General features: G+C 53.4%; 18 protein-coding genes. 9 read left to right on the top strand and 9 right to left on the bottom strand.

What is annotated here, in order from left to right; translation table 11 throughout:
- Positions 1-5 precede the first annotated feature (5 nt).
- From KOSB73_RS12255 to KOSB73_RS12215, 8 genes are all read right to left on the bottom strand, one after another.
- Positions 6-2,261: a ComEC family protein gene (locus KOSB73_RS12255; protein WP_049090029.1), complete on the bottom strand. Its 2,256-nt coding sequence runs from the start codon at positions 2,259-2,261 to the stop codon at positions 6-8.
- Between the two features lie 215 nt (positions 2,262-2,476).
- Complete coding sequence (gene ihfB / locus KOSB73_RS12250; protein WP_004100704.1) at positions 2,477-2,764, bottom strand: integration host factor subunit beta; 288 nt, start codon at positions 2,762-2,764, stop codon at positions 2,477-2,479.
- Between the two features lie 150 nt (positions 2,765-2,914).
- Positions 2,915-4,588, bottom strand: coding sequence for a 30S ribosomal protein S1 (rpsA, locus tag KOSB73_RS12245; protein ID WP_004100702.1), 1,674 nt, complete (start codon positions 4,586-4,588; stop codon positions 2,915-2,917).
- Positions 4,589-4,725: 137 nt separating this feature from the next.
- Positions 4,726-5,409 carry a (d)CMP kinase gene (cmk, locus tag KOSB73_RS12240; protein WP_024360075.1) on the bottom strand — a complete coding sequence of 228 codons (684 nt, stop codon included), beginning with the start codon at positions 5,407-5,409 and terminating at the stop codon, positions 4,726-4,728.
- Positions 5,410-5,580: 171 nt separating this feature from the next.
- Positions 5,581-6,348 carry a metalloprotease LoiP gene (gene loiP / locus KOSB73_RS12230; protein ID WP_024360076.1) on the bottom strand — a complete coding sequence of 256 codons (768 nt, stop codon included), beginning with the start codon at positions 6,346-6,348 and terminating at the stop codon, positions 5,581-5,583.
- 147 nt (positions 6,349-6,495) lie between these two features.
- Positions 6,496-7,779 carry a 3-phosphoshikimate 1-carboxyvinyltransferase gene (gene aroA / locus KOSB73_RS12225; RefSeq protein WP_064371666.1) on the bottom strand — a complete coding sequence of 428 codons (1,284 nt, stop codon included), beginning with the start codon at positions 7,777-7,779 and terminating at the stop codon, positions 6,496-6,498.
- Positions 7,780-7,851: 72 nt separating this feature from the next.
- The gene (gene serC, locus KOSB73_RS12220) at positions 7,852-8,940 is read right to left on the bottom strand and encodes a 3-phosphoserine/phosphohydroxythreonine transaminase (RefSeq protein ID WP_024360078.1); all 1,089 of its coding nucleotides are present in this window, start codon (positions 8,938-8,940) and stop codon (positions 7,852-7,854) included.
- Positions 8,941-9,126: 186 nt separating this feature from the next.
- The gene (locus KOSB73_RS12215; RefSeq protein ID WP_024360079.1) at positions 9,127-9,819 is read right to left on the bottom strand and encodes a DUF421 domain-containing protein; all 693 of its coding nucleotides are present in this window, start codon (positions 9,817-9,819) and stop codon (positions 9,127-9,129) included.
- A 114-nt stretch (positions 9,820-9,933) separates the two neighbouring features.
- Between KOSB73_RS12215 and ycaO the strand changes: the two genes are divergently transcribed.
- From ycaO to pflA, 4 genes are all read left to right on the top strand, one after another.
- On the top strand, positions 9,934-11,694 hold the full coding sequence (ycaO, locus tag KOSB73_RS12210) for a 30S ribosomal protein S12 methylthiotransferase accessory factor YcaO (RefSeq protein WP_004871670.1): 1,761 nt from the start codon (positions 9,934-9,936) through the stop codon (positions 11,692-11,694).
- 382 nt (positions 11,695-12,076) lie between these two features.
- Entirely contained in the window at positions 12,077-12,934 is an 858-nt protein-coding gene (focA, locus tag KOSB73_RS12205) for a formate transporter FocA (protein ID WP_004849465.1), read from the top strand.
- Between the two features lie 51 nt (positions 12,935-12,985).
- Positions 12,986-15,268 (top strand): formate C-acetyltransferase, encoded by a 2,283-nt coding sequence (gene pflB / locus KOSB73_RS12200; protein ID WP_024360081.1) that lies wholly within the window; start codon positions 12,986-12,988, stop codon positions 15,266-15,268.
- 203 nt (positions 15,269-15,471) lie between these two features.
- Positions 15,472-16,212, top strand: a complete 741-nt coding sequence (gene pflA, locus KOSB73_RS12195) for a pyruvate formate lyase 1-activating protein (RefSeq protein WP_004871674.1) — start codon at positions 15,472-15,474, stop codon at positions 16,210-16,212.
- A 53-nt stretch (positions 16,213-16,265) separates the two neighbouring features.
- Here pflA and KOSB73_RS12190 read toward each other — a convergent pair whose 3' ends face one another.
- Positions 16,266-17,123, bottom strand: coding sequence for a MurR/RpiR family transcriptional regulator (locus KOSB73_RS12190; protein ID WP_049087521.1), 858 nt, complete (start codon positions 17,121-17,123; stop codon positions 16,266-16,268).
- A 122-nt stretch (positions 17,124-17,245) separates the two neighbouring features.
- Here KOSB73_RS12190 and KOSB73_RS12185 point away from each other — a divergent pair, with 122 nt between their 5' ends.
- From KOSB73_RS12185 to KOSB73_RS12165, 5 genes are read left to right on the top strand one after another with little or no spacing between them, the layout of a single operon-like run.
- Positions 17,246-17,521, top strand: coding sequence for a PTS sugar transporter subunit IIB (locus tag KOSB73_RS12185; RefSeq protein WP_004100672.1), 276 nt, complete (start codon positions 17,246-17,248; stop codon positions 17,519-17,521).
- Between the two features lie 17 nt (positions 17,522-17,538).
- Positions 17,539-18,804: a PTS ascorbate transporter subunit IIC gene (locus KOSB73_RS12180; protein WP_098140539.1), complete on the top strand. Its 1,266-nt coding sequence runs from the start codon at positions 17,539-17,541 to the stop codon at positions 18,802-18,804.
- Between the two features lie 12 nt (positions 18,805-18,816).
- The gene (locus KOSB73_RS12175; RefSeq protein ID WP_004871681.1) at positions 18,817-19,614 is read left to right on the top strand and encodes a transketolase; all 798 of its coding nucleotides are present in this window, start codon (positions 18,817-18,819) and stop codon (positions 19,612-19,614) included.
- Positions 19,614-20,525: a transketolase family protein gene (locus KOSB73_RS12170; protein WP_098140538.1), complete on the top strand. Its 912-nt coding sequence runs from the start codon at positions 19,614-19,616 to the stop codon at positions 20,523-20,525. Before KOSB73_RS12175 ends, KOSB73_RS12170 begins: the two co-directional genes overlap by 1 nt.
- 42 nt (positions 20,526-20,567) lie before the next feature.
- Complete coding sequence (locus KOSB73_RS12165; protein WP_004871686.1) at positions 20,568-21,005, top strand: PTS sugar transporter subunit IIA; 438 nt, start codon at positions 20,568-20,570, stop codon at positions 21,003-21,005.
- Positions 21,006-21,017: the final 12 nt, after the last annotated feature.

Here is a 21,017-nt window from a genome sequence, read left to right as displayed (position 1 = left end):
CCGTTCTACGCCTTCCCGCCAAACCACTGATGATACCAACGAGGTAAAACTTGATCCCGTAAGCCATGGATTTGCCAGCCGTCCGGGGAAAAAACGACCGTAATTTGCCCCTGATGCGGCGTATCGAACCATTGATAACGCTGATTCCGGTAGCGCTGAATCACTTTCGCTGATGGCATACGCCAGGCGTTATAGCGAGAAGCGGAAGCAAGCGCCGCCTTGCCGCCAACGCTCCGCAGTAGGGCTATCCCTGACGAGGTATTACTGCCGTGGTGCGGAACCTGGATAAGTGTAGACGCAAGATGCTGCCAGTAGTGGCTAATCATCGCCAGCTCCGCCGGCGTTTCAATATCCCCGGTCAGCAGAATACTGTACTGCCCATCGTCAATTCGCACCACGCAAGAGCGATTATTTCCCGCTTTTGTCGCTCCAGGCAGCGGCCAAAGCGCGCGAAAGGTTAAGCCTCGCCACTGCCAGGTTTCTCCGCGCCGGCACGCTAAATGACCAGCCCAGCCCAGCGGGCTGCGCACCGCTGTCTGCGGCCATGCTTTTAACACTGAGTTGAGCCCACCGCGGTGATCGAGATGCTCGTGGCTGAGAACGATCCCCTCCAGCTGCAAATGGTGCCAGCGTAGCCACGGGATAATAATCTGCTGGCCGCTGTCGCCATCAGGCCAGGCAAGCCCGGTGTCATAGAGAAACGCCGCGCCCTGACGTTCAATGACCACCGCCAGCCCCTGCCCTACGTCCAGCATAGTGGCTCGCCATTCGTCAACTGAGGCGCTTCGCCAGAACGGCCTGCTCAGCAGCACGAGGCAGGTCAAGCAAAATGCGGGCGCCGTCCGCCAGGCGTGAAAGCGCCAGACGATCAGCGCCAGCCACGGCACTATGCTTATCCCAAGCCAGCGAGCGTCAAGCCCCAGCCAGCCGGACGGCAGCTGGCGTAATAACCAGAATAAGATAGCCAGGATCCTGTCCGCTGATTGCCAGACCGCCATCTCAATGATAGACGGCGCGCAGAGGTGTAAAAACATGGCTGCCAGGATCAACGGGACGACGACAAAGGTCACCAGAGGCACGGCGATAAAGTTGGCGACCACGGACGTTAAGCTTATACCGTGAAACAGAGCGATCTGTAGAGGAGCGAGCAGGAACATCAATCCGATCTGCAGGTGGCATAACGCAAGGCTTTGACGCAGTAGCCAGTTCTTTTTGCCGGCCGGCATCGGCGCCAGTTGATACCAGAAAATAAGCGCCGCTACGGCGAACGCTGATAGCCACAGGCTTTCGGATAACATTGCCAGCGGATCGGCAAACAGTATTGCGCCAATGCAGCAGACCCATAGCTGCCATGGCGACCAGCGTTTTCCGGATAGCCTCAGCGCGCCCCCCGCAGCCAGCGCGACGCAGGTGCGCAGCGCCGGCGGCTGCATGCCGGTTAGCCCAGCGTAAAATATCGCGCTCGCCAGGCCCATAAGCAGCGGCGCCCGCCAGCCAAGCCAGCGGCACGGGAGAAAGAATTGCGCGCCCCTGAGCAGCAACCAGCCCAGAGAAGCCCCCAGCGCGATATGTAAGCCAGAAATCGCCATCAGGTGCGATATGCCGGTTTCCTGCATCAGGGATTTTATCTCGCGAGGTATCGCCAGACGCTCCCCCATGCCTAACCCTAGCATCACCGATTGCCACGGCAACGCGGCCAGCGTGTGATTCAGCGAAGCCAGATAACGCGCTCGCAAACTGCAGTTTCGCTCCCGGATTTCAGCCGTGATAAAGCGCCCGGTTAACGGACGATGCTGCGCTAATGCATAGCGTTGGCTATCGAAACCGCCATCGTTGAGCTGACCGTGGACTGGACGCGCCCGCAGCGTCATGGCCCAAACCTGGCCTGCGCAGGGCGTTTCTGGCAGATAGTTGCCGTAGAGGCTAATCCCCGGAGCAGGAAACAGCCGACGCCCATCCAGACGAATAATTTTGCCCTGATGCGTTGTCTGCCCGTCCGTTGCGGTCAGCTCAACTTCAACCCGCTGATTCTTGTCCGTTAACCTCTCTGTCGGCCATAGCGTCTGGCGAGCGCTGAGCACTCCCCAGACAAAAAACAGCGTTATCAATGCCGCGTATTGCGCAGGTCTGCGCCGACATTGCGCAATGAGTAGCGCCAGGACCATTAACCCCCAGGTAACCCACCGCCCGGGCAGAACGGGCAACCAGAGTAGCGGCAGGATACCGATAATCACGCAGCCCGCAAGTTGTGGTAAACGCATGAGCACCTCCCTGTCAGAGGGAGTGTTACGCTAAACAGGCAGGCTGTCTCTGAGGACGGAGAGAAACTGCATCGCGCTATCCAGAGAATTTACTTTTCTGGTGCAACAGAACCTGCGTTTTGCGAGGTAGCTTCAAAGAGAGATTAAAAGTCATAAAAAAAGCACCCGAGGGTGCTTTTTTAACGTTTAAGTATGTTGTCGCCGATCGGCGAAACTTACTCTTCGTAAATATTGGCGCGGTCGCGTAATTCTTTGCCCGGCTTAAAGTGCGGAACGTATTTACCTTCCAGTTCAACTTTATCGCCAGTTTTTGGGTTACGCCCGGTGCGGGGTGCTCGATAATGCAGAGAGAAGCTGCCGAAACCGCGGATTTCAATGCGCTCGCCTTGAGCAAGCGTTGAGGCCATATGCTCCAGCATTTCTTTAACAGCATCTTCCACTGCTTTCGCAGGAATGTGAGATTGCTGGCTGGCAAGTCTTTCTATCAATTCTGACTTGGTCATTATTCCTCCGGTTTCCTTCAAGGCAAAATTAGCTAACAGCTTAAACAAGGGCGGCCGTAGCCGCCCTTTGTGCTTGATTACAGGACGAATCCCGCAATCTGTCAAGTAAACTCGTCGTAATTCAGGTTGTTGTAACCCGAAAGACTAAGATTACTCGCCTTTAGCTGCTTTGAAAGCTTCAGCCATTGCGTTGTTAGAGAAGTTTGCATCTTCCTGTTTGTTAACAGTTGCGATTGCATCTTTCTCGTCAGCTTCGTCTTTCGCACGAACAGACAGGCTGATTGCACGGTTTTTACGATCAACGCCGGTGAATTTAGCTTCAACGTCGTCGCCAACGCTCAGAACCAGAGTTGCATCTTCAACGCGGTCACGGGAAGCTTCAGAAGCGCGCAGGTAACCTTCAACGCCGTCAGCCAGCTCTACGGTTGCGCCTTTAGCGTCAACTGCAGTCACTTTACCGTTTACGATTGCGCCTTTCTTGTTCAGTGCAACCCAGTTGTTGAACGGATCTTCTGCGAGCTGTTTAACGCCCAGAGAGATACGCTCACGCTCTGCGTCAACCTGCAGAACAACTGCTGCGATTTCGTCGCCTTTTTTGTATTCACGAACTGCTTCTTCGCCTGCAACGTTCCAAGAGATGTCAGACAGGTGAACCAGGCCGTCGATGCCGCCGTCCAGGCCGATGAAGATACCGAAGTCAGTGATAGACTTGATTTTACCTTCAACACGGTCACCCTTGTTGTGGGTTTCCGCGAACTGCTGCCATGGGTTGTTTTTGCACTGCTTCAGGCCCAGGGAGATACGACGACGTTCTTCGTCGATATCCAGAACCATAACTTCCACTACATCGCCAACGTTAACAACTTTGGACGGGTGGATGTTTTTGTTGGTCCAGTCCATTTCGGAAACGTGAACCAGGCCTTCAACGCCTTCTTCGATTTCAACGAAGCAGCCGTAGTCGGTCAGGTTGGTCACGCGACCGGTCAGTTTGGTACCTTCCGGATAACGTTTAGCGATAGCTACCCACGGATCTTCGCCCAGCTGTTTCAGGCCCAGAGATACACGAGTACGTTCGCGGTCGAACTTCAGCACTTTAACAGTGATTTCGTCGCCAACGTTTACGATTTCGCTCGGATGCTTAACGCGTTTCCATGCCATATCGGTAATGTGCAGCAGGCCGTCAACGCCGCCCAGATCAACGAATGCACCGTAGTCAGTGAGGTTCTTAACGATACCTTTAACTTCCATGCCTTCCTGCAGGTTTTCCAGCAGCTGATCGCGCTCTGCGCTGTTTTCGGATTCGATAACGGCACGACGAGAAACAACAACGTTGTTACGTTTCTGGTCCAGCTTGATGACTTTGAATTCAAGCTCTTTGCCTTCCAGGTGCAGCGTGTCGCGCACCGGACGAACGTCTACCAGGGAGCCCGGCAGGAACGCACGAATACCATTCAGCTCAACAGTGAAGCCACCTTTAACTTTGCCGTTGATAATACCGACTACAGTTTCAGCGTCTTCGTAAGCTTTTTCCAGCGTGATCCAAGCTTCGTGACGTTTAGCTTTCTCACGGGACAGCAGGGTTTCACCGAAGCCGTCTTCTACTGCATCCAGAGCAACGTCAACTTCGTCACCAACCTGGATTTCCAGCTCGCCCTGGGCGTTTTTGAACTGCTCTGCCGGAATGGCAGACTCAGATTTCAGACCGGCGTCAACCAGTACTACGTCTTTGTCGATAGCAACAACAACACCACGAACGATGGAACCCGGACGGGTTTCGATTGTTTTTAAGGATTCTTCAAATAGTTGAGCAAAAGATTCAGTCATGTTTAATCTTCAGGTTTCATATTTAACGTCCACCTGGCTCCATGCCGGATGGGGTTGTTTAACATACCCGCTAACACTCCATTGCTGCGGGGGTACTGCTAAAATTCGGAGGCTCTTGTGCTTTTTCGATAAGACAATTAAGCGGAAGCCAGTTTTTCGCGCGCATATTGTAGCGCTTTTTCAATCACTTGCTCAATGTTTAGTTCTGTTGAATCAAGAACTAAAGCATCGGCAGCCGGGATCAGCGGCGCGACTGTACGATTGCGATCGCGATCGTCGCGCTCTTTTATCTCGGATAAAAGGCGATCAAAGTTAACACTAAAGCCCTTTTCCTGCAACTGGAGCATGCGGCGATGAGCACGTTCTTCCGCGGAAGCGTCAAGGAAAATTTTCACCGGCGCATCAGGGAATACGACGGTGCCCATATCGCGTCCGTCGGCGATCAGGCCCGGCAATTCGCGAAAGGCTCGCTGGCGGCGGAGCAATGCTTCACGCACGCGAGGAAAAGCAGCCACTTTAGATGCCGTGTTGGCAACATCCTGAGTGCGAATTTCAGCGCTAACATCCTCCCCCTCCAGAACCACTTCCAGGCTACCGTCAGTAGAGACAAAACGCACATCCAGGTGCGCAGCCAGCGGCACCAGCGCCTCTTCGGATTCCACATCCACATGATGATGTAGGGCCGCGAGAGCAAGCACGCGATAAATCGCCCCAGAATCGAGCAGATGCCAGCCCAGCGTTTCTGCCATTGCCTTGCATAAGGTGCCTTTGCCCGCACCGCCAGGCCCATCAATGGTGATTACCGGAACTGTTGCCGTCATCTTTTTCTCCTTCAGCAGGGCGCATCAATATATAAACGCCGCGCATTATACGCATCTCTACGACAGAAAGTGAGCATTGCTTGTAAATTACGGATAACAGGAAATCTCCTGCGGAAGAATTGTGCAATTATAGCGGGCTGTCAGAGCAACAGCCCGGAAGATGATGTCGTTTTACTGTTTATCTGCGGCGATACGGTCGCGAATATGCTGCGCGCGTTCTGTTGAAGGTGGGTGTGAATCGAACAGAGATTTGCTACGCCCGGCGTCAAGACTGGCCAGTTTTTCGAAGCTTCCCACCAAGCCTTGGGTGCTGATTTTGCGCTTCTTCAGCAAATCGTAAGAGAAATCATCGGCGTCCGACTCCTGCGAACGAGAGAAGGCTGAGTTGATCATCCCCTCGCCAATGTCGCCCAACTGGGATTTTGACAGACTTGCAGCCGCTCCGCCGGTTGCCGAAATGGCATCACGCGCGGCGACGGTTGCATACGCGGTTTGCATCGCTTTACGCGAGTGGCCCAGCGCGACGTGACCCAGTTCATGGCCCAGTACAGCTTCAACTTCATTATCGGTCATCATGTCCATCAGGCCGCTATAGACGCGCACGCAGCCGTTGGCCATTGCCCAGGCATTGACATCTGACGTCATATAAACCTTATAGTTCACCGGGGTACCATTGATGTTATTTCCAAGCGCTTTGGCAATTTTATTCAGACGTTTGGTGTACTTACTTGAAGCGCCGGCCTGTTTATTTTCGCTATCCATTTGCTTACAAGCATCGTCGGAAAGCGCTTTGACTTCAGCGTCAGAAAGCGTTGCCGCTTTGTAGGCCGTCATCCCTGAACTTACGAGGGCGTTGGTGTCCATCCCCTGCATATTTTTACAACCTGCCAACAACGTGGCGGAAACCGCTAAAGCCAGCATTACTTTTGTATTTCTCATATCAATCATCCATTGATTTTCATATTAAATGCTTATAAATCCTGCATTTACAAGCAGCCAAGGCTAGCATTTAGTTTCCCGCCCGACAAGCAGACATAAAAAAACGCCGACACGATGGTCGGCGTTTTTACCTTAAACTCACGTCATTCAGGCCGGCGTACTGATTCGTGCCAGCTGCTCGAAGTAGTCCGGGAACGTTTTCGCCGTACATTTCGGGTCAAGGATGGTGACCGGCGTATCGGAAAGTGCCACCAGCGAGAAGCACATTGCCATACGGTGGTCGTTCCAGGTGCCGATCTCAGCAAACTGAAGCTTCGCAGGTGGAGTAATGCGGATGTAATCCTCCCCCTCTTCAACCTCTGCTCCCACTTTACGTAGCTCCGTGGCCATAGCAAACAGACGGTCGGTCTCTTTGACCCGCCAGTTATAGATGTTGCGCAGAGTCGTGGTGCCTTTCGCAAACAGGGCTGCCGTGGCGATCGTCATCGCCGCGTCCGGAATATGATTCATATCCATATCGATGGCGTTCAGTTCACCATGGGTGCAGGCAATAAAGTCATCGCCCCAGGTAACGGTTGCGCCCATTTTTTCCAGCACATCGGCAAAACGGATATCACCCTGTACGCTGTTGCGGCCAATACCGGTGACCTTCACCGTACCGCCTTTGATCGCGCCAGCGGCGAGGAAGTAGGATGCCGAGGAGGCATCGCCTTCCACCAGATAGTCGCCCGGCGCGAGGTAGTGTTGATTGCCGCGCACGATAAAGCGCTGATAAGACTGGTTTTCAACCTCAACGCCAAAGGTTTTCATCAGGTGCAGCGTGATATCGATATAAGGTTTGGAAACCAGATCGCCTTTAATCACGATCGCGGTATCCTGCGGCGCCAGCGGAGCCGCCATCAGCAGCGCGGTCAGAAACTGGCTGGAAACGCTGCCGTCCACTTCAACCTGGCCGCCGCTGAAACCGCCGCGCAGGCGCAGCGGCGGGTAGTTTTCCTGCTCCAGGTAATCAATCTGCGCTCCGCCCTGACGCAGCGCGTCAACCAGGTGGCCAATCGGCCGCTCTTTCATTCGCGGTTCGCCGGTCAGCACAATATCGTTACGGCCTAAACATAACGCAGCCGCCAGCGGACGCATCGCCGTTCCAGCATTACCGAGGTACAGTTCTAGTGCTTCAGCCGCCTGCAGAGGGCCGCCGTTGCCGGTGACTTCACAGCGAGTACGATCGGAAGACAGGGTATAATGAACTCCCAGCGCGCTCAGGGCATTCAGCATGTGGCGTACATCGTCGCTATCCAGCAGGTTGGTCAGCACCGTAGTGCCCCGGGCCAAAGCCGCCAGCAGCAAGGCACGGTTAGAAACACTCTTGGACCCGGGCAGGTTAATCGTGCCATCTACGCGTGCGATGGGTTGTAACGTCAGGGATTCCATTAAACTCAACTCTCAAACAAACAGAATAAAAACCCCGCAGAGCGGCTGCGGGGATGAAAAACACGACAGCGATTAACCGTGACGGCGTTCGAAGTCCTGCATAAAGTCGGTCAGCGCCTTCACGCCCGCCAGCGGCATGGCGTTATAGATGGAAGCACGCATGCCGCCCACGACACGGTGGCCCTTCAGCGCATGCAGACCGGCGGCAAAGGACTCTTCGAGGAACAGTTTATCAAGCGCGCTGTCCGCCAGCTGGAACGGCACGTTCATGCGCGAGCGGTTCGCCGCAGCGACATCGTTGCGATAGAAAGCGCTGTTATCGATGGTGCTATAGAGCAGGTCGGCTTTCTGCTGGTTGATTTTATCCATAGCGGCAACCCCGCCCTGCTCTTTCAGCCATTTAAACACCAGACCTGACAGGTACCAGGCAAATGTCGGCGGCGTGTTAAACATGGAGTCATTGGCGGACAGAATGGAGTAATCCAGAATCGATGGGCAGGCTACGCTGGCTTTACCCAGCAGATCTTCGCGCACAATAATCAGCGTCAGACCAGCAGGGCCGATGTTTTTCTGCGCGCCGGCGTAGATCACGCCATAGCGGCTAACGTCAATTTCACGGGATAAAATCGTCGATGACAAATCCGCCGTGACGACCACATCGTCGCCAAAGTTTGGCGCTTCTTCAATGGCAATACCGTCAATGGTTTCGTTCGGACAGTAGTGCAGGTAGGCAGCGCCCGGAGTCAGCTGCCATTCGCTCATCGGCTTAACCGCGCGCAGGCCGTCAACGGTAATTTTGGCGTCGATCACGTTCGGCGTGCAGTATTTATGCGCTTCTTTTACCGCGCTGGCCGCCCAGTAGCCGGCATCGACGTAGTCGGCAACGGTTTTATCGCCAAGCAGGTTCAGCGGGATACCGGCAAACTGTCCGCGACCGCCGCCGTGGCAGAATAAAACTTTATAATTGGAAGGAATATTGAGCAGGGAGCGAAAATCCTGTTCCGCCTCTTCAGCCACCTTAATGAACTCTTTGCCACGGTGGCTGATTTCCATCACCGACGTTCCCAAACCGTTCCAGTCGCACAGTTCCTTTTGCGCCAGTTTGAGTACTTCCGCCGGCAGCATTGCCGGGCCTGAACTGAAGTTATAGACCTGAGCCATTTCCCCTCACCACTTGCTATGTTATTTACCCGCGAACCGTCGCGGGCATAAGTTATTCCTGTGGCTATCGGTTTTATCATTCAGTGACACGCACCGCAATGGCTAAAACTGAGCGTCGGGGAAATGCGGCCTCGCTCACACAAAAGAATCTGCCAGCTTGACGTCATAAAACCGACATAATTGCTGTCAAGTGACTCTTTTTGCCCGGCTGACCTTCGACCATTCTGCATTTGCGCAGCGAGGGCATAATTGCTTATCCCCGGCGCGTAGCGTAAGGATTGCGCTACAGCGAACGCAGGCATAATGGTCGTCCCGGGGAATAGTGGTAAAACGATCGGTAAAGCGGGAAGGAAGAATGGAGAGTCCGGCTTTAACATCTTCATCCTCGTAGAAATAGAGGCTGATCTGGCCGTTAGTTTCCAGAATAGCCAGCCGCACCTGTCCCAGTTGTTCAACCCCGCTGATTCTCAGCTCCATAAAAAATTCAAATTCGGTCATGTTTTCCGCCTGCAGTTTCTCCCATGCCAGCTCGCCGTTTTCCACAACAATAATCGGCTTGCCTTCCAGCAGATCCTCAAGTTTTTCGCTATGCCCCATCAGCCACATAATCAATCGATACAGCAGCGCCAGCGTAATAAAAACCGCCAGTACCGGCAGCATAGGGACGTCATCGTAAAATGCGACGTCGCCCGCGGCCGAACCGAGAGTCAAAATGATGAGCACTTCGAACAGAGACATCTGACGAACGCCCCGCCGCCCGGTTATCTTGAGAAAAATAAATACCAGTACGAAGGTGTAGAGGCTCCGTAATGCCACCTCGGCCAGAAATTCCACGGGCACTTTATCCAGTGCCATACGATGCCAGTCAAATGTCTTCATGTTTTACGCCTGAACAGTTATTGAGTGACATAAGCATAGCCAGACGATGGAGATAGCACCCGTCATCTAAAACCCGTATCATTGCGCGCTTTACGTACGATAAAAGTGACCGCCATGACTCAAACATTTATACCCGGCAAAGATGCCGCCCTGGAAGATTCCATCGCTCGCTTCCAGCAGAAGTTGCTCGACCTCGGATTTGATATTGAAGAGGCCTCATGGCTCAACCCGGTACCGCACGTCTGGTCAGTGCATATCCGCGATAAAGAGTGCGCCCTGTGCTTCACCAACGGCAAAGGCGCCACCAAGAAAGCCGCGCTGGCCTCCGCGCTCGGAGAGTACTTTGAGCGCCTCTCGACTAACTATTTCTTTGCCGATTTCTGGCTGGGCGAGACCATCGCGAATGGCCCTTTCGTCCATTACCCTAATGAAAAATGGTTCCCGTTAACCGACGATGACGACGTGCCGGAAGGCCTGCTGGATGCCCGCCTGCGCGCGTTCTACGATCCTGACGAGCAGTTAACCGCCAGCATGCTGGTGGATCTGCAGTCTGGTAATGACGAGCGCGGCGTCTGCGGCCTGCCGTTCACCCGTCAGTCTGATGGTGAAACGATCTATATTCCGATGAATATCGTCGGCAACCTGTACGTTTCTAACGGGATGTCCGCGGGCAATACCCGCAACGAAGCCCGCGTTCAGGGGCTTTCGGAAGTGTTTGAACGCCATATTAAGAACCGCATTATCGCCGAGAGCATCAGCCTGCCGGAGATCCCTGCGGAGGTGATGGCGCGGTATCCGGGCGTAGTAGAATCGATCAATAAGCTGGAGGCCGAAGGCTTCCCGATTTTCGCATATGATGGTTCGCTCGGCGGCAAATATCCGGTTATCTGCGTCGTACTGTTTAACCCGGCTAACGGCACCTGTTTCGCCTCTTTCGGCGCACATCCCGATTTCGGCGTGGCGCTGGAACGTACCGTTACCGAACTGCTACAGGGCCGCAGCCTGAAAGATCTCGACGTTTTCACGCCGCCAACCTTCGATGATGAAGAAGTCGCCGAACATGCGAACCTTGAAACGCACTTTATCGACTCCAGCGGCCTGATCTCCTGGGATATGTTTAAGCAGGATGCCGACTATCCGTTCGTGGACTGGAGCTTCTCCGGGACCACGGATGAAGAGTTCGCCACTCTGATGGCTATCTTTAAACAAGAAGATAAAGAAGTTTACATCGCCGATTACGAACACCTGAGCGTCTACGCCTGCCGAATCATTGTCCCGGGCATGTCTGATATCTATCCGGCGGAAGACCTTTGGCTGGCGAATAACAGCATGGGCGCGCCTCTGCGGGAAACGATTCTTTCCCTGCCGGAAAGCGAGTGGGAAAAAGAAGATTATCTGGCGCTTATCGAACAAATGGACGATGAAGGCCTCGATGATTTCACCCGCGTGCGCGAACTGCTGGGTCTGGCGACCGGCAAAGACAACGGCTGGTATACCCTGCGCATTGGCGAGCTGAAAGCAATGCTGGCGCTGGCGGGCGGCGATCTCGAGCAGGCGTTGATCTGGACCGAGTGGACGATGGAGTTCAACGCCTCCATCTTTAGCGCCGAGCGCGCCAATTACTACCGCTGCCTGCAAACCCTGCTGCTACTGAGCCAGGAAGAAGAGCGTCAGCCGCTGCAGTATCTGAACGCTTTTGTGCGCATGTACGGCGCCGATGCCGTAGAAGCTGCCAGCGCCGCGCTCAGCGGAGAAGCACCGTTTTATGGGCTGCAGGCCGTTGACAGCGATTTGATGGCTTTCCCGGCTCATCAGTCGTTATTGAAGGCCTATGAAAAGCTACAGCGCGCGAAAGCCGCATTTTGGGCGAAATAAAGCGTTTCTTCCGTTAAAATGACGATAACAGGGGGTCGACTGCGACCCCTTTTTCCTGTTTTGCACTATTTCCGCCGATGTTGTAGCTATAAAGTTAATTAGTGGTGAGAAATAATAAAATACTGCCGCAAATATTGTTAATTTTAATAAAAATACCCCATTTTAATTAACCGAAAAACGGGGGCAAAATGAAAATAATCAACATTATTTGTAAATTTTAAAATTTATTTTTTTATTAAAAAACAAAAAGTTAACTCAATAAATAAGCAAATCCACACACTAAAGAGGCCTATAGTTCCGGTAGGATATGATCTACATCAAATTCCCTTCTATAATGCTTTGTTAGTATCTCACCGCCAACTTACATAAAGAGAGAGTTAGTGTGAAAGCTGACAACCCTTTTGATCTTTTACTCCCTGCTGCCATGGCGAAAGTCGCCGAAGAAGCGGGCGTCTATAAAGCGACAAAACATCCGATAAAGACGTTTTATCTGGCTATCACCGCAGGTGTCTTCATCTCTATCGCTTTTGTTTTCTATATTACCGCGACAACCGGCACGGCCGGGATGCCATTCGGGGTTGCCAAACTGATTGGGGGCATCTGCTTCTCACTGGGTTTGATTCTCTGCGTTATTTGCGGTGCCGACCTGTTTACCTCAACCGTTCTTATCGTTGTCGCGAAAGCCAGCGGAAGAATCACATGGGGTCAACTGGCGAAAAACTGGCTCAACGTCTATGTTGGTAACCTGATTGGTTGCTTACTGTTTGTATTGCTGATGTGGCTTTCAGGCGAATATATGACTGCCAACGGTCAATGGGGACTTAACGTTCTGCAAACCGCCGACCACAAAATGCACCATACTTTTGTTGAAGCCGTGTGCCTGGGTATCCTGGCAAACCTGATGGTCTGCCTTGCGGTATGGATGAGTTACTCCGGCCGTAGCCTGATGGATAAAGCCATGATTATGGTTTTACCGGTGGCAATGTTTGTTGCCAGCGGGTTTGAGCATAGTATCGCGAACATGTTTATGATCCCGCTGGGTATCGTTATCCGCGACTTTGCAAGCCCGGAATTCTGGACCGCAGTTGGTTCAACTCCGGAAAGTTTCTCTCACCTGACCGTCATGAACTTCATCACTGATAACCTGATTCCGGTAACTATCGGGAACATCATCGGCGGTGGTCTGCTGGTTGGGTTGACATACTGGGTCATTTACCTGCGTGGCGACGACCATCACTAAGGGTTGTTTCAGGCAGTAAATAAAAAATCCACTTAAGAAGGTAGGTGTTACATGTCCGAGCTTAATGAAAAGTTAGCCACAGCCTGGGAAGGTTTTGCGAAAGGTGACTGGCAGAACGAAGTCAACGTACGCGACTTCATCCAGAAAAACTATACCCCGTACGAAGGTGACGAGTCCTTCCTGGCTGGCGCAACTGACGCGACCACCAAGCTGTGGGACACCGTAATGGAAGGCGTTAAACAGGAAAACCGCACTCACGCGCCTGTTGATTTTGATACTTCCCTTGCGTCCACCATCACTTCTCATGACGCTGGCTACATCGAGAAAGGTCTCGAGAAAATCGTTGGCCTGCAGACTGAAGCGCCGCTGAAACGTGCGATTATCCCGTTCGGTGGTATCAAAATGGTAGAAGGTTCCTGCAAAGCGTACGATCGCGAGCTGGACCCGATGCTGAAGAAAATCTTCACCGAATACCGCAAAACTCATAACCAGGGCGTGTTTGACGTATACACCAAAGACATCCTGAACTGCCGTAAATCTGGCGTTCTGACTGGTCTGCCGGATGCCTATGGCCGTGGTCGTATCATCGGTGACTACCGTCGCGTTGCGCTGTACGGTATCGACTTCCTGATGAAAGACAAATACGCTCAGTTCGTTTCTCTGCAAGAGAAACTGGAAAACGGCGAAGATCTGGAAGCAACCATCCGTCTGCGTGAAGAAATCTCTGAACAGCACCGCGCGCTGGGTCAGATCAAAGAAATGGCGGCTAAATACGGCTGCGATATCTCTGGTCCTGCAACCACCGCTCAGGAAGCTATCCAGTGGACCTACTTCGGTTACCTGGCTGCCGTTAAATCTCAGAACGGCGCAGCAATGTCCTTCGGTCGTACCTCCAGCTTCCTGGACATCTTCATCGAACGTGACCTGAAAGCCGGTAAAATCACCGAGCAAGACGCACAGGAAATGATTGACCACCTGGTCATGAAACTGCGTATGGTTCGTTTCCTGCGTACTCCTGAATATGATGAACTGTTCTCTGGCGACCCGATTTGGGCAACCGAATCTATCGGCGGTATGGGCGTTGACGGCCGTACTCTGGTCACCAAAAACAGCTTCCGTTTCCTGAACACCCTGTACACCATGGGGCCGTCTCCGGAGCCGAACATCACCATTCTGTGGTCTGAAAAACTGCCGCTGAGCTTCAAAAAATACGCTGCGAAAGTGTCCATCGATACCTCTTCTCTGCAGTACGAGAACGATGATCTGATGCGTCCTGACTTCAACAACGATGACTACGCTATCGCTTGCTGCGTAAGCCCGATGGTTGTTGGTAAGCAAATGCAGTTCTTCGGTGCTCGCGCTAACCTGGCGAAAACCATGCTGTACGCAATCAACGGCGGCGTTGATGAAAAACTGAAAATGCAGGTTGGTCCTAAATCTGAACCGATCAAAGGCGACGTCCTGAACTTCGACGAAGTGATGGAGCGCATGGATCACTTCATGGACTGGCTGGCTAAACAGTACGTCACTGCGCTGAACATCATCCACTACATGCACGACAAGTACAGCTACGAAGCTTCACTGATGGCGCTGCACGACCGTGATGTTATCCGCACCATGGCATGCGGTATCGCAGGTCTGTCCGTTGCGGCTGACTCCCTGTCTGCAATCAAATATGCGAAAGTTAAACCGATTCGTGACGAAAACGGTCTGGCTGTCGACTTCGAAATCGAAGGCGAATACCCGCAGTTTGGTAACAACGACTCTCGCGTCGATGATATGGCCGTTGATCTGGTTGAACGTTTCATGAAGAAAATTCAGAAACTGCACACCTACCGCAACGCTATCCCGACTCAGTCCGTGCTGACCATCACCTCTAACGTTGTGTATGGTAAGAAAACCGGTAACACCCCTGACGGTCGTCGCGCTGGCGCTCCGTTCGGACCAGGTGCTAACCCGATGCACGGTCGTGACCAGAAAGGTGCTGTTGCCTCTCTGACCTCCGTTGCGAAACTGCCGTTTGCTTACGCGAAAGATGGTATTTCTTACACCTTCTCTATCGTGCCAAACGCGCTGGGCAAAGACGACGAAGTGCGTAAAACTAACCTTGCCGGCCTGATGGATGGTTACTTCCACCACGAAGCGTCCATCGAAGGCGGTCAGCATCTGAACGTCAACGTCATGAACCGCGAGATGCTGCTCGACGCGATGGAAAACCCGGAAAAATATCCGCAGCTGACCATCCGCGTATCCGGCTACGCAGTACGTTTTAACTCCCTGACTAAAGAACAGCAGCAGGACGTGATTACTCGTACCTTCACTCAGACCATGTAATGGTATTGACTGAAATCGTACAGTAATAAGCGTACAATAAAGGCTCCACGCAAGTGGGGCCTTTTTAGCAATATCATCCTGCCCCAGTCTCTTTTGTCTGCTGTCTATACTTTATGGATAACAGCCAAAACAGACTCGACATAGCCTTTGAGCTGTGCATCTACATAGGCCCCGGATGGGCCAAATTCGGAGATATCACCGCAATGTCAACAATTGGTCGCATTCACTCCTTTGAATCCTGTGGCACCGTCGATGGCCCGGGGATCCGCTTTATCACCTTCTTCCAGGGCTGCCTGATGCGCTGCCTCTATTGCCACAACCGCGACACCTGGGATACCCACGGCGGCAAAGAGATTACCGTTGAAGAGCTGATGAAAGAGGTGGTGACCTATCGCCACTTTATGAACGCTTCCGGCGGCGGCGTGACGGCATCCGGCGGCGAGGCTATCCTGCAGGCCGAATTTGTTCGCGACTGGTTCCGCGCCTGCAAGAAAGAAGGTATTCATACCTGTCTCGATACCAACGGCTTTGTGCGCCGCTACGACCCGGTTATTGATGAACTGCTGGAAGTCACCGATCTGGTGATGCTCGATCTCAAGCAAATGAATGATGAAATTCACCAGAATCTGGTTGGCGTCTCTAACCATCGGACGCTGGAGTTTGCCCGTTACCTGTCAAACAAAAACATCAACGTCTGGATCCGCTACGTTGTGGTCCCGGGCTGGTCCGACGACGACGATTCCGCGCATCGCCTGGGCGAGTTTACCCGTGACATGGGCAACGTCGAGAAGATTGAACTGCTGCCGTACCACGAGCTGGGCAAACACAAATGGGTAGCCATGGGCGAAGAGTACAAGCTGGATGGCGTCCATCCGCCGAAGAAAGAGACCATGGAACGCGTGAAGGGTATTCTCGAGCAGTACGGTCATAAGGTGATGTACTAAGGTTATCTCCCGGTAGACCTTGCGCTACCGGGTTTCTCCTCCAGCGATAAGCATCAGGACATAAAATATTCCGACAGCTTATTCGCCACGCTCTCAATTGAGAAAATCCGCTTCTGATGCGCTTTACGATATTCCGCATAGCGTTCATCCTGCTCTTCAAGCGCGCTCAGTATCCGGTCAGCCACCATCATTGCCCCGGCAATTTCCGCAAACCCCGATTCGCCTTCCCCTTGTAGGGCCACCGCCGCCTGAAGATTCCAGTCAGACAAACGGGCCAGCGGCGCAAACGTCCCGCGGGTCAGCGACAATATTTTAACACCCTGCTGCTTTGCCAGCGACAGGGCCTGCATCATATCCGCCGATGCCTGTTCGCTATGCACCACAATAATGCCGGTTTTCTGGTTATCAGAAAGCAACGGCATCGCCGCCGGGTAGGAGCGATCGACAAAGCTTGCCGCCTTACCCATATTGATGAGGTTCATCTGCAGGAATAACGCCACCGGCACCGCCGTGCCCACGGCATAGATAGCGATGCTGTTCAGGGCGTTAAGCCAGTCAGCCGCGGCTTTCAGCTCCTGGCTATCGACAATGGCATTACTGTCGCGAATGCTCGCCAGCACCGGCGCAATCTCTTCGCTCTCGTTGCTACCGCTATCTTCCAAACGCGCGGCGCCCTGCTCCATCGCCAGCGCGGTTCTGAAATCCGAGAAACCTTTAAAACCAAAGGCCCGACAAAAACGGGTGATGCTGCCCTCACTGGTATCAATGGAGTCGGCCAGTTCTGAAATCGTGTGACGCATCACAAAGTCAGGATTCTCCGTAATAAAACGGCCCACTTTCTCCAGTATTGGGCTTAGCCCTGAAGCTCCATTTCTTATGCTAATCAACAAGTTGTTGTCTATATAGCTCATTTTTCGCCCTATTTGCTCAAAATGCAAACACAGTCACATCTTTCGGCCTGCGGTAAAGATAATAATTATTATCTCATATAAACAAATAAAAATAATTATTTTTACACACAGGAGAACATCGAATGAAAGGTCTCATAGTCTGTCGTACCGGTATGGGCAGCTCCTTAATGCTCAAAATCAAAGCCCAAAAAATCATCGACAAACACGGCTGGGATATCGAACTGGAACACGACGTCCTCTCAGGCTTACGCACCTGGCGAGACATTGATTTTGTCATCACTATGCGCGATCTCACCGATGAAGTCGAAGCCGCCGGATTCAGAGCTGTCGGCATTACCGACCTGATGAACAGTGAAGAGATGGAGTCTGCGCTCACTGACATCGTTCAAAGCAACTAACCTCTCCTGGAGGCAATATGGATTTCCTCAGATTTATTGTATTCGACATTCTGGGCGTAACCCCACTTTTAGTTGGCTTTATTGCATTAATCGGCCTGTTAATCCAACGTAAGCCGATTGAAAAAGTGCTTTCCGGCACCTTCAAGACCATCGTCGGTTTTCTGGTTTTCGCCGGCGGCGCCGGTCTGGCGGTCACTTCCCTGGGTAATTTTCAGACCTTATTCAGCGATGGATTTGGCCTTAAGGGCGTAATGCCGCTGGCGGAAGCGCTAACCGGACTGGCGCAAACCAAATTCGCCATGTGCGTATCGCTAATCATGGTGATTGGCTTTGGCTGGAACCTGTTCTTTGCCCGCGTGACGCCGTTTAAATACATCTTTCTGACCGGGCAACATAACCTTTATCTCTCCGCGCTGCTTACCGTGACGCTGAAGGCGCTGGGCTACAGCGACATGACGACCATCATTGTCGGCTCCGTCCTGCTGGGTCTCGCCGCCTGCCTCTATCCGGCTATTGCGCAGCCGTGGATGCGAAAAATTACCGGTAACGATGAGATCGCGATGGGGCACTACGTCACCCTGGCCTACGCCGCATCCGGCTGGATCGGCTCAAAGGTCGGCGATCCTAAACAATCTACCGAAAAGCTGAATCTCCCCGGCTGGCTGGGGATCTTTAAAGACTACATCGTCTCGGTGTCGATCTCGGTGAGCATTTTCTATTACATCGCCGCGCTCGCTGCCGGGAAAGCCGCGCTCACCGCTGCGGCCGGCGGGATGCACTGGCTGGTTTACCCGCTCTTTCAGTCGCTGACCTTTACCGCCTCGCTGTACATCATTATTACCGGCGTACGCCTGCTGCTGTCAGAAATTGTTCCGGCCTTCCTTGGCATCTCGGAAAAGTTTATCCCTAACGCCAAACCCGCGCTTGATTGTCCGGTGGTCTTTCCCTACGCCCCGACCGCCACGGTGCTGGGGTTTATCTCTTCGTTTGTCGGCGGGCTGGTGGTGATGGGCTTTCTGGCGATCCTTGGCCAGACCGTGATTATCCCGGTAGCCATCCCCTACTTCTTCATCGGCGCGACCGCAGCGGTATTTGGTAATGCCTCCGGCGGCTGGAAAGGCGCGATTGCCGGGAGCTTCATCACCGGGATCCTGATCGGCATCGGCCCCGCGCTGATTTACCCGATTATGGAGTCCGTCGGTCTTTCAGGCACCAGCTTCCCGGAAACCGACTTCGTCGCGCTGGGTCTGGTCGTGTACTACATCGGCAAAATGCTGCCCTAAGAAGGAAAGAACATGAACATTGATGAACTGAAATCCCACGCGCTTGCCGCCCGCCGCGAGATCGTCACCCTGATTTACGAGTCCGGAATTGGCCATCCGGGCGGAGCATTATCGATAATCGACATTCTTACCTGGCTCTATTATCAAGAGGTCGATCTGGCCGCCTCTCCCCGCTCGCGCGTGGTGATGAGTAAAGGCCACGCCGTCGCCGCGCAGTACGCCATGCTGTACCAAAAAGGGAAGATCGATCGCAGCGAATTCTCTACGTTCCGACAGATCAACTCGCGTCTGCAGGGTCACCCGAGCATAAAGTCGCTACCCGAGGTTGATGCAACGACCGGCCTGCTGGGCCAGGGGCTGTCGATTGCTTTGGGTATGGCGGCCGCCAAAAAGCGGCGCAACGATCCGCACCGGGTGTTTGCCATCGTTGGCGATGGTGAAATGCATGAAGGCCAAATCTGGGAGACGCTACAGCAGGCCGGGCATATGAAAATGGATAACCTGGTCGCCATCATCGATTACAACGGCTTCTCTTCCCACGATCCGGTCAATGAAGTCGTTAACCTCGAGCCGCTGGCGGACAAAATCCGCAGCTTTGGCTGGCATGTACTGGAACTGCATAACGGCAATGATATGCATCAGGTTGCCGATACCCTGATGCTATCCCGCCACCTGAAAGGTAAACCTGTCGCTATCGTGGCGCACACCACCAAAGGCTCCGGCGTCAGCTATATGGAAAACAACGGCGACTGGCACTCAAAAACCCCGAGTAAAGAACAATTTCAGCAGGCAATGGAGGAGTTACAGTGATGAAAGCGCCCCGTGATGAGATCGGTAATGCCCTGATTGACCTTAAAGAAAAGGGCTATCCCGTCGTTGTTATCGACAGCGATTTAGCCAGCTCCACCCGTACTGACCAGTTTCAGGCCGTCTATCCAGAGGCTTTTTTCGAAATGGGCATTGCGGAAGGTTCCGCCATGAGCTTCGCGGTCGGCCAGGCGCTGGAGGGCTTTATGCCCTTCTACGTCAACTTTGCCATGTTCGTCACCGGCACCGCCTGGACCCAGCTGCGGCAGGCGTGCTATGCCAAAGCCAATATTAAACTCGTCGGTAGCCACCCCGGTATGGATGATGGTCCGGACGGCGCTTCGCATCATGCGCTGGAGGATTTAGCGCTGACCCGCGTCCTCCCGGGATTAACCATTCTGACCCCGGCAGATGCGGAGGAGATCGCCGAGGCCTTTGAGCAAGCGGCCAAAATAAAGGGCCCCGTCTATATTCGCGTGGCGCGCGAGCCGATTCCGGTTCGCGATAAAAGCGTCGTTCCGCGGGTCAGCGATATCGCCGCCATCGCCGATAGCGGCGCCGATTTCGCGATTCTGTTTGAAGGGACGGTGCTGGAGCAGGCTACCGATGGCTATGAAAAGCTGATCGCCAGCGGCAAAAAAGGCAAGCTTATTCACGTTGCAACCCTCAAGCCCTTTAACGAGCAGGCATTTTATCGGCTGGTTGAAGGCTGCCCGCTTATCGCTACGCTTGAAAATCACACGGTAAACGGCGGCCTCGGCGGACTGATCGCGGAAACCCTGGCGCAAAAGGCGCATCCGGCCCGCCTCACTCGGCTGGGAACGCCGGACACATTTACCGAATCGGGTAATAGCAGGCAGCTAAAAGCGAAATACGGCATCTCGGGAGAAGCGCTATTTAACGCTCTACGCTAACCACCAGGCGAGCCGGTCAGCTCGCGCGTAAAGGGAACATATATGGAAGAGACGCTATTTTCCGCCTGTCAGTTCACCAGCGACAGCCTGAACTGGCGCAGCGCCGTTCAGCTCGCCTGCCGCCCGCTTGAGCAGCAGGGAAAAATCACCGGAAGCTATGCCAGGGCTATTATCAGCGCCACGGAGCAGGATGGTCCCTGGTATATACTGAGCCCGGCGTTTGCGCTACCGCACGCGCGACCGGAAGCCGGAGTGCTGAGCAGAAACAGCGCGCTTTCGCTGCTTTGCTGTCGCAAGGCCGTTGATTTTCCGCAGCATCCCGGTATTCGGCTGATAGTCGTACTGGCGGCGGCCGATAGCGAACAGCATATTCAGACAATCCAGCGGTTAGTCAGTTGGCTGGATGAGGAGGACAGACTACGGCGATTCACCGAGGTTCACAATCAGGCCCAGCTTGAAGCGCTTCTCGCTTCGCATTAATCGATAGCCAGG

Origin of the sequence: Klebsiella grimontii, from assembly GCF_900200035.1 — a bacterium.
Classification (GTDB): Bacteria; Pseudomonadota; Gammaproteobacteria; order Enterobacterales; family Enterobacteriaceae; genus Klebsiella; species Klebsiella grimontii.
The sequence above is the reverse complement of the archived record's forward strand: the minus strand, read 5'-3'. Positions and strand labels throughout refer to the sequence as shown.